12 protein-coding genes are annotated in these 13,550 nt (G+C 68.8%); 9 read left to right on the forward strand and 3 right to left on the reverse strand.

Features of this window, described 5'->3' with window-relative positions; genetic code table 11:
• On the reverse strand, positions 1 to 231 hold a 231-nt coding region (locus YU1_RS0105165), incomplete at its 3' end, for a helix-turn-helix domain-containing protein (protein ID WP_051356556.1).
• Here YU1_RS0105165 and YU1_RS33370 point away from each other — a divergent pair.
• On the forward strand, positions 230 to 976 hold the full coding sequence (locus YU1_RS33370) for a hypothetical protein (protein WP_156921971.1): 747 nt from the start codon (positions 230 to 232) through the stop codon (positions 974 to 976). The genes YU1_RS0105165 and YU1_RS33370 overlap by 2 nt on opposite strands.
• A 727-nt stretch (positions 977 to 1,703) precedes the next feature.
• Entirely contained in the window at positions 1,704 to 3,755 is a 2,052-nt protein-coding gene (locus tag YU1_RS28055; RefSeq protein WP_198018839.1) for a methyl-accepting chemotaxis protein, read from the forward strand.
• A 10-nt stretch (positions 3,756 to 3,765) separates the two neighbouring features.
• Here YU1_RS28055 and YU1_RS0105185 read toward each other — a convergent pair whose 3' ends face one another.
• Positions 3,766 to 4,401, reverse strand: a complete 636-nt coding sequence (locus tag YU1_RS0105185; RefSeq protein ID WP_029003160.1) for an NrsF family protein — start codon at positions 4,399 to 4,401, stop codon at positions 3,766 to 3,768.
• 15 nt (positions 4,402 to 4,416) lie between these two features.
• Positions 4,417 to 4,965 (reverse strand): sigma-70 family RNA polymerase sigma factor, encoded by a 549-nt coding sequence (locus YU1_RS0105190; protein ID WP_029003161.1) that lies wholly within the window; start codon positions 4,963 to 4,965, stop codon positions 4,417 to 4,419.
• 201 nt (positions 4,966 to 5,166) lie between these two features.
• On the opposite strand from YU1_RS0105190, the gene YU1_RS0105195 reads away from it, so the two are divergent.
• From YU1_RS0105195 to YU1_RS0105225, 7 genes are all read left to right on the forward strand, one after another.
• Complete coding sequence (locus YU1_RS0105195) at positions 5,167 to 5,451, forward strand: BufA1 family periplasmic bufferin-type metallophore (RefSeq protein WP_029003162.1); 285 nt, start codon at positions 5,167 to 5,169, stop codon at positions 5,449 to 5,451.
• 74 nt (positions 5,452 to 5,525) lie between these two features.
• Positions 5,526 to 6,377, forward strand: coding sequence for an MNIO family bufferin maturase (gene bufB / locus YU1_RS0105200; RefSeq protein ID WP_029003163.1), 852 nt, complete (start codon positions 5,526 to 5,528; stop codon positions 6,375 to 6,377).
• A gap of 3 nt (positions 6,378 to 6,380) precedes the next feature.
• Positions 6,381 to 7,139, forward strand: coding sequence for an HvfC/BufC N-terminal domain-containing protein (locus YU1_RS28060; protein WP_051356516.1), 759 nt, complete (start codon positions 6,381 to 6,383; stop codon positions 7,137 to 7,139).
• On the forward strand, positions 7,126 to 7,614 hold the full coding sequence (locus YU1_RS0105210) for a DoxX family protein (protein ID WP_156921972.1): 489 nt from the start codon (positions 7,126 to 7,128) through the stop codon (positions 7,612 to 7,614). Before YU1_RS28060 ends, YU1_RS0105210 begins: the two co-directional genes overlap by 14 nt.
• Positions 7,615 to 8,108: 494 nt before the next feature.
• Positions 8,109 to 9,578 carry a porin gene (locus tag YU1_RS28065; protein WP_051356517.1) on the forward strand — a complete coding sequence of 490 codons (1,470 nt, stop codon included), beginning with the start codon at positions 8,109 to 8,111 and terminating at the stop codon, positions 9,576 to 9,578.
• A 301-nt stretch (positions 9,579 to 9,879) separates the two neighbouring features.
• Positions 9,880 to 11,190: a porin gene (locus YU1_RS28070; protein WP_245263230.1), complete on the forward strand. Its 1,311-nt coding sequence runs from the start codon at positions 9,880 to 9,882 to the stop codon at positions 11,188 to 11,190.
• Between the two features lie 573 nt (positions 11,191 to 11,763).
• Entirely contained in the window at positions 11,764 to 13,440 is a 1,677-nt protein-coding gene (locus tag YU1_RS0105225; RefSeq protein WP_210163753.1) for a methyl-accepting chemotaxis protein, read from the forward strand.
• Positions 13,441 to 13,550 lie beyond the last annotated feature (110 nt).

Genomic DNA, 13,550 nt, shown 5'->3' on the forward strand with positions numbered 1-13,550 from the left:
TGCCCAGGGTGACGGCTTGGCGTACCGCTCGGGCCAGATCTTCTCGGGAGCGATTCCGAGGAAATCGGCCAAGGCTTTCTCGCCTGCCAGGTGACGGCGGACGAGAGCGGAGCGGCAGGCCGATTGGTCGAGACCGGCTGCGAGGGCGATTGCCGTCAAAGTGGTCTCGCGCCGATGCACCTCGGCCCGGATCGCGTGCCTGTCCCACACGACAGGCGCCGACTTGGTCATGTTGAACTCCTCGGAAGCCGGCTCCTGCCAGAGCCGGTTTTTTCGGGGCATTGCGCACACGAATGAGATCGCGAATGCGTTCACTTGTCGCGAGAATGTCCATTTTTGTGGAGTTATGCAACCGCAAAAATGGAGTTCCGACCTGCGGGCGTCGATGCGCATCCACAAAAGCGGGATTCCCGTTGTAATGGTCGATGGTTACGACAGCTCGGAACCGGCGGACGGAGCGGGTGAGAAAGTTCCGGGCTGGACGCCGGAGCTCGGAACCCGCCTGAAAGCGGTGCTCAAGCGGGTTGGTGGCCTGAAGGGCGCATCCACAATTGTGGGTTACAAGGCGGAGCAAATCGCTAAATGGCGAGATGGGAACGCCCGCCCACCCTTCTATGCCCTTCAATTGCTGGCCAAGGCCGCCGACGTCTCGCTGGATTGGATCGCGGGCGCGGATACGGGGCGCGATCCGCGGCCGACGCCACCGGGCGCCATCAGTGGGCAGTCGCAGGCATCCGTAGATGAAGAATTGATGGGGCGGATCACCGACGCCATCTCTCGGCTCTACAAGGAAGAGAAGGTCGGCTTGGCCGCCATCGACCTCGGCCGGCTCACCGGGCGCAAATACGCGGAAATCACGGCGGCGACCGAAAACGCCGACGAACGCTTGGCGATGATCAAATTGGTGGTCACCCAACTCCGCGCCGATTTGCGCTCTGCCGCAGAAGCGCCGGGCAACGGTAAACGCTTGGCCTGAGGGTCGTGAGAAAGGCCATTCTCGGCGTTATCGTTGACGCTGCGCTGGAGTTCGCCCATTCCATGCTTGCCTCTGGCTGCCGCTAAGAGCCTGATATGCAAGCAATGTTTTTACCCGTCACCTTCCGGTTGCGGCCAAGCTCAAGCCTCAACGGTTTGCCGGCAATCCGGTGCCGCAGCACTCGCAATCGGTGTGGGGATATGTCTCGTCGGGGGGCGACGAGAGAGGACGTAAGCGGGTGACATTCGATCTTGCGCGAACCGACGAAGCGCGCCGCGGTGCCATTTGATCTTGCGCGGCGGCCGAAGGTGCCACCGGCGGCCGACAATGCGGCCAGCTCTTTCACCGCAAGGCTTTCCCGCTCATTTCCGGCAAATCCCGCCTAATCCCGGCTGTGCCCCTGGATGACATCTGATCCTGCGTGTCACAAGAATGCGCCGATCTGGAACGTCCGCCCGACACCGCGAATCCGCGAAGGGGCAGGGGCGCCGAGCCGGAGCGCCGGCGGGTGCGCGGGAAATTCCGCGCCGGTCCAGAGGCTTGGCGCGAGAGCGGCAGGGCGGCGCCGCGGCCGGCCGCCGCGGCCGCGCCGCAGAGGGCCCGGCAGGTCCGGGACGGGAATTCGTTCTGTTTCCTTACGGTTGCGGAAATGGTGTGTTTCGCGATTTATGACATGGCGCCCTTGCTCTAGCTGTCCCGCATTGGAGATCAAGCATAAGAGGCAATGATGTCGTTCGGGTCCCGCGCCGCCGCCGCCCACCCCTCCGCCGGGGCGGCCAGCCCCCGGCTTGCCATGGGTCCCGACCTTGCCGCTCCCGGCGCCGCCGCCACCGAGCCGGTCCGCATCATCGAGACCGGGGAGGCGCTGTCCGGCCTCGACGAGGCCGCGTTCCGCTTCGCCGGGCGGCCCGCCGCCCTCGCCCTCGCCTATGTCTCGCCCCACGTCTCCTTCGAGGCGGTGGTCTCGCGCCTCCAGCGCATGGCCGGCCCGACCCGGGTCGTGGCCGTCTCCACCGCCGGCGAGTTGAGCAATGCCGGGCGCGGTCCGCTCTACAAGGCCGCCGACGGGCGCTGGACCAATGTGGTGGTGCAGATCTTCGCGCCGGACCTGATCGAGACCGTCCACGTGGCCACCGTGCCGCTGCATTGCGAGGACATCCGCTCCGGCACCGTGCGCCTCGGCCGCGATGCCCGCGTGGAGAAGATCGTGGCCTCGCTGCGCGAGGTTTCCGTGCCGTTTCCGCTGCGGGCGGAAGACAGCTTCGCCCTGACCCTGATCGACGGCCTGTCCAATTCCGAGAACTATTTCATGGAGGCGGTGTACCGCTCCGGGAAGTTCCCGTGCCTGTTCGTGGGCGGCTCGGCGGGCGGCAAGCTCGATTTCCAGGAGACGCAGCTGTTCGACGGCCGCAGCGTGGTGAAGAACCACGCCGTAGTGGCGTTCGTGAAGCTGGCGCCGGGCAAGCGCTACAGCGTGCTGAAAAGCCAGAACTTCCGCCGCAAGGAACAGTCGTTCGCGGTGCTCGACGCCGACATCAACACCCGCAAGGTGCGCGCCGTGCTGGACCGCGCCACCGGCGCCCCGGTGTCGTTCGTCGATGCCCTGTGCGCGGCGCTGCGCACCACGCCGGCCGGGCTGGAGAAGGCGCTGGCCGGGCAGACCTTCGGCATCAGCCTCGACGGCGAGCTGTTCGTGCGCTCGGTCGCCGGCTTCGACCTGGAGAAGGGCTCGGCCGCCTTCTATTGCGACGTCAGCCCCGGCGACGAACTGTTCCTGCTGGAGAGCGTGGATTTCGCCGAGCAGACCCGGCGCGACGTGCAGGCCTTCCTGCGCGGCAAGCCCAAGCCGCTCACCGCCATCCTCAACGACTGCATCCTGCGGCGCCTGCTGAACGGCCCGGTGCTGGGCAAGACCGACGATGTCTGGAACATTCCGGTGGCCGGCTTCTCCACCTTCGGCGAATTGATGGGCATCAACATCAACCAGACGCTCTCCGCCATCGTCTTCTTCGATGCCGCGGACGGGCCGTTCCAGGATGAGTTCATCGACAATTTCGCCATCCACTACGCCAACTTCGCCAATTATTTCACCCGCTGCCGGTTGAACAACGCGCGCGTGCTCAACACCATGCGCTCGCAGGTGATCGACCAGCTCTCGCAGGCGCTGAACTTCGTCTCCAAGGTGGGCGACATGCTGGAGGACATCTCCGGCGTGGGCGAGGTGATGGCCGGCATCCGCGACGTGGTCTCCGCCGGCGCCGGCGGGGGCGGCGGTGCGCAATCCAGCAATGCGGACCGGCTGGCGCACGAGTTCGCCAGCGTGAACGATGCGCTCGGCTCGGTGCGCAAGGTGCTGTCGGTGATCGACAGCATCACCGGCCAGACCAACCTGCTGGCGCTCAACGCCACCATCGAGGCCGCCCGCGCCGGCGAGGCGGGCCGCGGCTTCGCCGTGGTGGCGGGGGAGGTCAAGAAGCTGGCGGGCGATACCAAGACCACGCTGGGCCAGACCCAGGCGGCGATCGGCGGCATCGAGGGCTCGCTGCGCCGGCTCGGCGGGATCATCGATCTCACCCGCGACGAGTTCTCGGCCGAAGGCCTGCGCTACAAGAGCGTGATCGACCAGGTGGAAGCCATCTTCGACCAGTCCGCCCATGTGCAGGAGGCGCTGGGCAATCTCCAGCGCGTGGTGCACGAGCAGCACAGCGCCTCGGCGGACATGACGCGCCACCTGAACTTCCTGCGCGCCCTGGAAGAGCAGAAGACCAGCGCCGCCTGAGCGGCGGCGCCTACCAGGCCAGCAGCCGGCGGCCGAGCAGGGCGCCGGCGAGGGTGACGGCGCCGATGGCGAGCCCGTACCAGGCCAGCACGAACAGCGGCGAATCGTCGGTGCAGTGGAGCGCGTAGCACGCCGCCCCGAGCCCGCCCGCCAGCAGGCCGGCGGCGGCCCCCGCCCAGGCCGGATGGCCCGGCGCGCCGCGCCGCAGCGCCAGCAGCACGGCGCCGAGCACCGGGGCCGCCATCAGCGGGATCAGCAGCACGCAATAGACCGCATACTGGCCGACCAGCCCCGGCATCCAGCTCCGTTCCGGGGTGCGCGCCAGCTCGGTGCCCACCCCGATGGCCAGCACCAGCAGCGGAACGAGCAGCAGCCGGGCCGCCGGACGCGCCGCAGCGCCCGGCCGCGACAGCCGCAGGGCGAGGGCGGCGGCGGCGCCCGCCAGCGACAGGGTGACGGCGAATTTCAGCAGGATGCGCGGGTCCAGCAGCAGCGCGGCGAAATTGGCCCGCACCGCCAGCGTCGCCGCGAACAGCAGCGCCGTCCCGGCGAGGCCGGCGCAAAGCGCCAGCGCGAGGCCGGAGCCGAGCCCCGGCCCGGTGCGCGTGTCGGCGGCAAGGCCGCGCAGGAGATCTTCGGTCTTCACGGTGCAGCTTCCATCTCAATCGTCCGCCCGCAGGCGCGCGGCGAGGCCGGCGAAGGCCCGGTGCAGGGCCACGCGCACGGCGCCCGCGGTCATGCCCATGTGGCGGGCGGTGTCGCCGATGGAGGCGCCGTCCACCGCCACCGCCTTCAGGACGGCCCGCTGCTTTTCCGGCAGCAGGGCGAGGTGGCGCTCCACGTCGGCGGCGTCCGCGCCGGGGCGCTCCTCGGGGGCGGACAGGGTCTCGGCGAAATCCTCGATCGGCACCTCGACCCGGCGGCCGCGCCGGCGCAGGTGGTCCACCAGCTTGTTGCGGGCGATGGTCCACAGCCAGGGGCCGAGCGGGTCGGTGGTGCGCCAGGTCTGGCGCTTGAGGTGGACCGCCAGCAGCGTGTCCTGCACCACGTCCTCGGCGTCGTGCGTGGCCATGCCGAAGCTGGCGAAGCGCCGGCGCACCACGACGCGGACCGCCGGGGCGATCTCGCGCAGCAACTGCTCATAGGCCGAGCGGTCTCCCGCATGCGCCGCCAGCATCATCTGCGTCCACCGCCTTTCGCGTTCGTCCATCGACAGGTTCCCGAAGGTCAGTACGCGCGGCGGGCGGCGGACGTTACAGGCGGCGGCGGGACGCTGCCGGAAAAATTCTTCCGCATCTTTCTTTGCCCGCCGCTGTAACGCAATGGCCGGGGCCTCCGAAGAAGGGAATGGCGCACCGCATCGGCACGACGGCCGGTCCGGCGCAGCGCCCGACTTTCACGGAGACCTCCCATGACGACCAAGACGCGCATCGCGGCCACCGCTCTCGCCGGTTCCTTCGCCACCGCACTGAGCCTCGCCAGCGCCTATGCCGGCCCGGTCGCGCCGCAGCCGACCATGGACAAGTGCTACGGCATCTCGATGGCCGGCAAGAACGACTGCGCGGCGGGCGCCGGCACCTCCTGCGCCGGCACCTCCAAGGTGAATTACGACGCCAAGGCCTGGAAGTACGTGGCCAAGGGCACCTGCGACACCATCAAGACCCCGAACGGCATGGGCCACCTCAACCCCATGTGACCGGCGGATGTGAACCGCCCGCGTGAAGCCGGGGGCGCCGGCGACGGCGCCCCCTCCCGTTCGAGGAGAGGGTCATGACCCAGCAACTTCCCTGTGGCGCCGGCGTCGGCTTCAAGCCGGAGCATTTCGCCGCCATCGCCGCCGACGCGCCGCCGCTGGCCTTTTTCGAGGTGCATGCGGAGAATTTCATGGGCGAGGGCGGCCGGCCCCATGCCCAGCTCGCGCGCCTGCGCGAGACCTATGCGCTGTCGATCCACGGCGTCGGCCTGTCCATCGGCGGGGAGGGGCCGCTGGACAGAGCCCATCTCGCCCGCCTGAAGGTGCTGATCGACCGCTACGCGCCGGAGAGCTTCTCCGAGCACCTGGCCTGGTCCTCGCACGGCGGGGCCTTCTTCAACGATTTGCTGCCGCTGCCCTACACGCCCGCGACCCTGGCCCGCGTCGCGGACCATATCGGCGAGGTGCAGGATCGGCTCGGCCGCCGCATGCTGCTGGAGAATCCATCGACCTACGTGCGCTTCGAGGAGAGCAGCATCGGCGAGGTGGAGTTCCTGCGCGAGCTGGTGCGCCGCACCGGCTGCGGCCTGCTGCTGGACGTGAACAACGTCTTCGTCTGCGCCACCAATCACGGCACCGACGCGCGCGCCTATCTCGCCGACTTCCCGTTCGAGGCGGTGGGCGAGATCCATCTCGGCGGCCATGACGCCGACGTGGACGACGCCGGCGCCCCGCTGCTGATCGATGCCCACGGCAGCCCGGTGGCCGATCCGGTGTGGACCCTGTTCGGCGAGGTGATCGCCCGCGCCGGCCCCCGGCCGAGCCTGATCGAATGGGACAATGACGTGCCGGACTGGCCGGTGCTGCGGGCCGAGGCGGAGCGGGCTGCGGCCATCCTGGCGCGCGCCGGCGCGGCGCGGGCGGCCTGAGCCATGGCCACCCTCTCCGGCTTCGCGGCCGCTTTGACCGCCACCGACCTTCAGCCGCCGCCGGGTCTCGCCGGGCCGGCCGGGCGGCGGTTCGCGGTCTATCGCAACAATGTGGCGGTCGGGCTGATCGGCGCGCTGGAGGCCCGCTTCCCGGCGGTGCGCGCCCTGGTGGGGGAGGAGTTCTTCCGGGCCATGGCGCGGGATTTCACCCTTAGCCACCCGCCGGCCTCGCCGGTGCTGATGGTCTATGGCGATGCCCTTCCGGACTTCATCGCGGCCTTTCCGCCGGCCGCGGACCTGCCCTATCTGGCGGATGTGGCCCGCATCGAGGCCGCCCGCACCCGCGCCTATCACGCGGCCGACGCGCCGCGCCTCGGCCCGGCGGCGTTCGCCGGCATCGACCCCACGGCCGTGGCGGGACTGCGGCTCGACCTCAACCCGGCGGTGGAACTGGTCGCGGCGGCGCATCCCGCCTGCACCATCTTCCGCATGGCCCTGGGGCTGGAGCCGGCGGGACCCATCGACCCCTGGCTGCCGCAGCACACGCTGGTGGACCGGCCGGCCCATGACGTGACCGTGCGGCTTCTGCCGCCAGGAGCCCATGCCTTCCTCGCCGCCCTGGGGGCGGGCGCGCCGCTGGGCGCCGCCGCCGCCGGCGCGGCCGACCCCCGCTTCGATCCCGCCGCCGCTTTGGCCGAGCTGATCGGCAGCGGCCTTGCCTGCCGCATCCATCTTCCGGAGACGCACGATGATGACGCTTGAGAGTGCGACCGCCTCCCGCCGCGCCGGCCTGGTCCCGGCCGTGGAGCGGGTCCGCGCGGCGCTCGATGCCATTCCCCTGTCGCTGGTCACGCTCTGCGCGCGGGTATTCCCGGCGGCGGTGTTCTGGCAGTCGGGCGAGACCAAGGTGGAGGGCTGGCGGGTGACCGAGGGCGCGGTGGCGCTGTTCCAGGAGGAATACCGCCTGCCGCTGGTGGACCCCTGGCTCGCGGCGCATCTCGCCGCCTTCGCCGAGCACGCCTTCCCGGTGCTGCTGGTACTGGGCCTCGCCACCCGGCTGTCGGCGCTCGCCCTGCTGGGCATGACGGCGGTGATCGAGGTCTTCGTCTATCCCGACGCCTGGCCGCTGCACGGGGTGTGGGCCACCTGCTTCCTGCTGCTGATCGCCCGCGGGCCGGGCGTGCTCTCGCTGGACGCGCTGATCGCCCGCCGGATGGCCCGGGGACGGCGCGCCTGAGCCCGCCACGATAGGGTAAAAAGCCCCGGCGCAGCCATGGGTTGCCGGGCCGGGCCGGCCATGATTCGAGCCGTCCCGTCTCTCGCCACACTTTGTCCAGCTTTTCGCCGGGACCGGCCGAGCCTTCCCCAGGGGCGCCTATACCGCGGTGCGGCACCGGCCGGCGCGGCGCAAAAGATCGCAAGCTAAGGTAAACGAAGGCTTTGCGGCGGGTTGTGCGGTAGCATGATGGGCATCACACCAGCGTGTTGTTCCTGCAACACTCCCTGGAAAAGACCCTGCCACAGGGCGTTTTGGAGCAGGTCCACGTTGATCCGGGGGCGGGCTTTTGTAAGGTGACATTGCGACGAAGGGGGGCAGTCCCCGGTCGCCCCTTCCTGTGTGTGTCCCAGCCGGGCGCGTGCGGTGGGGGAATCGGGGCAAGACCTTCTCGGGGTGCGACAGCACCGTCGATGCGGCGCTCGCTCCCTCGGAACAAAATTTTGGAGGTCACAATGAAGATGGTGAAGAGCCTTCTGCTCGGTAGCGTCGCGGGTCTCGCCGCCGTCGCCGGCGCCCAGGCTGCCGACCTTCCCGTGAAGGCGAAGGCTGTGGAGTATGTGAAGGTGTGCTCCGCCTACGGCGCGGGCTACTATTACATCCCCGGCACGGACACCTGCCTGAAGATCGACGGCTACGCCCGCTTCGACACCTACGTGAACGCGGTTGGCACGTTCAACCCGAATATCTCCAGCGTTGCTGGCACGGCCTTCAACGGCGTCGGCGCCGGCGTCGGCGGCTATCCCTATTCGGACGCTGACGACAACGACTACCTGACCCGCGCTCGCGCCGTCATGGGCATGGATGCCCGTACGCAGACCGATTACGGCACCCTGCGTTCGTACATCCGCTTCGGCATGAACTGGGATTCCCAGACGGGTGGCAACGCTGGTTCGGGCATCGGCCTGTACTTCGAGCGCGCGTTCATCCAGTTCGCTGGCTTCACCTTCGGTTACACCCAGTCGTTCTTCGACACGGGCACCAGCTACGCGTACACCACGCTGTATGCCGGTTCGAACCAGTGGACCACCGCCCTGGCCTACACCGCCCAGTTCGGCAACGGCTTCTCGGCGACCCTCGCCCTCGAAGACGCCGTGAACCGCACCACCGGCGTTCAGGCGGCCTCCTCGGGTCTGTACGCCGCCGGCGGCACGGGCCTCGGCTACTCCAACTACCAGGCTGGCCAGCAGTTCCCCGACATCGTCGGCAACCTGCGCGTCGACCAGGCTTGGGGTTCGGTGCAGCTCTCCGCGGCTGGCCATCAGGTCCAGGCTCTGACCCCGGTCAGCTCGGCCACGGGCACGACCTTCCTCGGCCAGAACTCGTCCGACACCTGGGGCTGGGCCCTCGGTGGCGTGGTCGAGATCAAGCTCCCGATGATCTCGCCCGGCGACAGCCTGTACATCCAGGCCAACTATGCTGACGGCGCGCTCAGCTACCTCGGCCTGTCGGGCACCAGCCAGGGCCGCGCTTCTGGCCTCGGCTCGATCGACGCCAACACCACCCTGCTGACCTCGAGCGGCGCCTTCTATCCCATCGCCGACGCGGTGTGGAACGGCAGCTCGCTGTCCTACTCGACCGAGACCGGCTGGGCCGTTCAGGCTCAGTACCGTCACTTCTGGACCCCCGGCGTTCGCTCCGCGGTGTTCGGTGGTTACACCGAGGTCAACGTGCCCCAGAACACCGTCGGCGCTGTCGACGTGAACATCTGGCAGGTTGGCGTCAACACCATCTGGTCGCCGGTCAAGAACCTCGACCTCGGCGTCGAAGTGCTCTACTCGAAGGTTGACGGCGGCCTCGGCACGCTCGGCAACTACAACAACACGACTGGCGCGGCTTGCGGCACCGTCACCACCAACTGCTCCACGGTTGGCGGCTCCACCGACGTGTGGTCGGGCGGCATCCGCGCTCAGCGCAACTTCTGATCCTTCCGATCAGCGGTTTTGGAAGACCCCGGCGGGCAACCGCCGGGGTTTTCTTTTTTGCAGACGTGTTTGGTGGGCACGGCGTGTCAGGCTGGTGTGCGGCGTGTTGCGTGAGTGTTACTGATGTAACGCGCGTGGATCCGGGCCGGTGCGATGTTCAATCGCATGTTCCGTGCAGTCCTTTTCTAGCTATCTGTATGAAGCTCTGGAATCGCTCCAAGAAAATGCCGGCGCTCTATTCTTCCGATGCGCGCTGAAGCATAGTGACCCAAGCGGTGGGCGATAGGATCGGGGGAGTCGGATGACCGCATTTCGAACCGCTGGGTTGCCGCGCGCGCTGCTGGGCGCCGCCGTGGCTGTGGCCGGCCTGGGCATGGCTGCCGCCGGCCTCGGCATGGCCACCGGCGCCGCGCAGGCCGCGGACCTGCCGGCCAAGGCCGTGGGCGTCAATTACGTGCGGCAATGCACCGCGGAGGGCGCCGGTTTCTATTATGTGCCGGGCACCGACACCTGCCTGCGCGTCGGCGGCTACCTGTATGCGGAAGGCTATTACAACACCTATTCCAACTATCCGCTCCAGAACAACAAGACCTATTCCGTCTCCACCGGCGGCCTCATCCTCGATGCGCGCACCGCCACCGATTACGGCACGCTGCGCTCCTATATCGAGATGCGGCTGCGCTGGCGCTCCTCCGATCCCTGGTCGGATGGCCCGAACCAGGCCGAGGCGGATTTCTACAAGGGCTTCATCCAGTTCGCCGGCTTCACCTTCGGCCACGCGGAATCCTTCTTCTCTTATTATGCCAACGCCAACGTGCTGGGCACCGACCCCGCCACCATCGGCGACGACACCAAAATCAACCTGATCGCCTACACCGCCGAATTCGCCAACGGCTTCAGCGCCACCCTGTCGCTGGAAGACGCCAACCAGCGCACGTCGGGCGTGAACAGCTTCGACCCCGCGCTGCCTGACACGCTGGGCGATTACCAGGCCGGGGTGCAGGTGCCGGAATTCGTCGCCAACATCCGCAATGACGGCAAGTGGGGCACGTTCCAGCTCTCCGGCGCGCTGCACCAGGTGCGCAGCCTCGACCTGAACGACCAGTTCGCCGCCACCGACACCTGGGGCTACGCCCTCCAGGCCGGCATCATGTTCAACCTGCCCATGGTGGCCGAGGGCGATACCCTCTACCTCCAGACCGCTTATGCCAACGGCGCCACGTCCTATCTGGGCCTGCAGAATCCGTCGGGTGATTTCGCCGCGCCGGACGCCTATCTCACCGGCTCCGGCCTCTCCCTGGTGAGCGGCTGGAACGTCACCGGGCAGTATCTGCACAACTGGTCGGAGAAGTGGAACAGCGCCGTGTTCGCCGGCTATGCTGAGTGGGAGATCAACAATGCCGTCGCCCAGGCCGCCTATGGCGCCACCGGTGGGCGCAACGCCAATGTGGGCGCCAATCTGGTGTGGACCCCGGTGGCCAACCTGATCATCGGCGTGCAGTACGACTTCACCCGCTATTCGGCCAGCAACTATGTCCAGACCGACTACGGCCTGCCGATCCAGACCGTGAACGCCCATCGCGGCCTGCTCTATCTGGAACGCGACTTCTGAGGGCGCGTCCCGTCCGGACATCTCCGCCCGCGCGCCGGGTGGAGGCGGCGCCCCGGCCGTAAGCGCCGCGCCGTGCGCGAGCGCTGTCCCGGCGCCCCGCGCAAGCGTCTTCCCACGCCACGCGCCAGCCGCGCCAGAGCGCTTCCGGCGCGGCGCAAGAGCCATGCCGGTATCGCGCGCAGGTTGACGGCGCGGCGATGCCTCCGCGCGGCCGGGGCGCCATGGCCTGTGGCTGCGGCGGGCGTGGGGCGGCGTTCCTGTCCCGCGCCATCGGCCGCCGCCTTGCCGGGCCGGAGCGCGATCCGATCGGTGAATCGCCCTCTCACTTGACGATGGAGCACGTGCCTCGACGCGCCGGCTGCGGTCCGGCCGCGCGGATGTGGTATCCGCAAATACACGGCATGGTAGGCATGTATTGCGGCGATCACCTTAAGTAATGCGGTGGTAGCGCAATCCTGATGCAAGATAAGGCGCCTAAGGGATGATGCTCGTGTCCCGCCCCTCGCGCGCGTCACGCCTCGAGACCCCGCATTGCCCTGCTGGAGATGGCGTATGTCCTACAAGAATTGGCCTATGATCTGGAAAGTCGTCAGCCTGCTCATGGTGCTCGGCCTCACGAGCATCGGCGGCGCCTATTACGCGACGCTGAAGATGGCCGATCTCGACCGCATGTACACGCAGATCCTCGACGGGCCGGAAGTCACCCTGTCCATGCTCGCGCGCGCCAACCGCATGGCGACGGCGGCCAGCGTCGCGGTGTATCGCAACATCGCCGCCGTCACCCCGGCGGACAATGTCGCCGCCTCGCAGGCCCTGGCCACCGCGGTGCGGGAATATGACAGCAGCGCCGAGGAGGCGCGGGGCGCCACGCCGGCCTATGCCGACAAGGTGGCCGGGCTGATCAAGGATTTCCACCGGGCGGTGGAGACCACCTGCGCCGCCACCGTCAAGCTGGCCAGTGACGCGTCCGATCCCGAAGCCATGAGCCGGGCCAGCCAGTCCATGCTGACCGTTTGTGAGCCGGCGATCAACGCCGTCATCAGCGCCGGCGCCACCCTCGGCAACACGGTCAAGGCGGAACTGAAGGTGCTGAACGATGCCGGCACCGACGCCTCGGTCCGTGCCGGACACATGACGCTCGCGGCCATCGCCATCGCCACCCTGGCGGTCATCGGCGTCGCCGTGGTGCTGGTGCGCGGGGGCATCGTCGCCCCGCTGCGCGGCATGATGGGGGTGATGGAGGCCATGGGCCGCGGCGACCTCGGCCGCGCGGTCGAGGGCACCGAGCGCGCCGACGAGATCGGCGCCATGTCGAACACGCTGGAGCTGCTGCGCGAGCAATTGGGCGAGGCCGAGGTCGCCCGCCAGCAGCAGGCGGCGCGCGAGGAGCAGGAGCGCCAGGTGCTCGCCCGGCGCTCGGCGCTCAGCGAGGCGTTCGTGGGCCGCATGCGCGACCTCGCCAGCGGCTTCGCCCAGTCCTCGGGCGAGGTGGCCGAATCGGCCCGCAACCTGTCCGAGACCGCCGACGAGACCTCCCGCCAGGCCCAGGCGGTGGCGTCCGCCGCCGAGGAGGCCGCCACCAACGTGCAGACGGTGGCCGCCTCGTCCGAGGAACTGGCGGCCTCGGTGCGCGAGATCACCGGCCAGGTCAGCCATTCCGCCGACGTGGCCGACATCGCCTTCAACGAGGCGGAAGCCTCCAATGCGCGGATTGGCGACCTGTCGGCGGCCGCCGCCGCCATCGGCGACGTCATCAACCTGATCAAGGGCATCGCCGACCAGACCAACCTCTTGGCGCTCAATGCCACCATCGAGGCGGCGCGCGCCGGCGAGATGGGCAAGGGCTTCGCCGTGGTGGCCGCCGAGGTGAAGCAGCTCGCCGACCAGACGGCCAAGGCCACGGCGGACATTTCCAGCAAGGTCAACGAGATCCAGCAGGCCACCCACGGCACGGTCGCCTCCATGACCGAGATCGTGCGCGTGGTCAGCGACATCAAGCAGATCTCCTCGGCCATCGCCGGGGCGGTGGAGGAGCAGGGCGCGGCCACCGGCGAGATCGCGCAGAACTGCCAGCAAGCGGCCACCGGCACGCAGCAGGTGACGCAGAATATCGGCGGCGTCGGCCGCGCCGCCGAGATGACCGGCGCGGCGTCCTCGCAACTGCTGACCCTGTCGCAGGGGCTGTCGGGCCAGGCCACCGACCTGCGCAACGTGGTGGAGACCTTCGTGCGCGACCTCAACGCCGCCTGAGGCGGCGGTCGGACGGGCCGCCCCGGGGCGGCCCGTCGCATTTGTCCCGCGCGGCCCATGCCATCGGCCGCCAACCTGCTCTAATGTGCCGCGTCCCCGGCCGCGCGCCG

This window comes from Azorhizobium doebereinerae UFLA1-100 (assembly GCF_000473085.1).
GTDB lineage: Bacteria > Pseudomonadota > Alphaproteobacteria > Rhizobiales > Xanthobacteraceae > Azorhizobium > Azorhizobium doebereinerae.

What these genes read in the sequence shown, in the direction of transcription:
- YU1_RS33370 (WP_156921971.1), top strand. Translation starts at nt 230, where the DNA reads ATGTTGAACTCCTCGGAAGCCGGCTCCTGCCAGAGCCGGTTTTTTCGG.
- YU1_RS28055 (WP_198018839.1), top strand. Translation starts at nt 1,704, where the DNA reads ATGTCGTTCGGGTCCCGCGCCGCCGCCGCCCACCCCTCCGCCGGGGCG.
- YU1_RS0105190 (WP_029003161.1), bottom strand. Translation starts at nt 4,965, where the DNA reads ATGGACGAACGCGAAAGGCGGTGGACGCAGATGATGCTGGCGGCGCAT.
- YU1_RS0105195 (WP_029003162.1), top strand. Translation starts at nt 5,167, where the DNA reads ATGACGACCAAGACGCGCATCGCGGCCACCGCTCTCGCCGGTTCCTTC.
- bufB (WP_029003163.1), top strand. Translation starts at nt 5,526, where the DNA reads ATGACCCAGCAACTTCCCTGTGGCGCCGGCGTCGGCTTCAAGCCGGAG.
- YU1_RS28060 (WP_051356516.1), top strand. Translation starts at nt 6,381, where the DNA reads ATGGCCACCCTCTCCGGCTTCGCGGCCGCTTTGACCGCCACCGACCTT.
- YU1_RS0105210 (WP_156921972.1), top strand. Translation starts at nt 7,126, where the DNA reads ATGATGACGCTTGAGAGTGCGACCGCCTCCCGCCGCGCCGGCCTGGTC.
- YU1_RS28065 (WP_051356517.1), top strand. Translation starts at nt 8,109, where the DNA reads ATGAAGATGGTGAAGAGCCTTCTGCTCGGTAGCGTCGCGGGTCTCGCC.
- YU1_RS28070 (WP_245263230.1), top strand. Translation starts at nt 9,880, where the DNA reads ATGACCGCATTTCGAACCGCTGGGTTGCCGCGCGCGCTGCTGGGCGCC.
- YU1_RS0105225 (WP_210163753.1), top strand. Translation starts at nt 11,764, where the DNA reads ATGATCTGGAAAGTCGTCAGCCTGCTCATGGTGCTCGGCCTCACGAGC.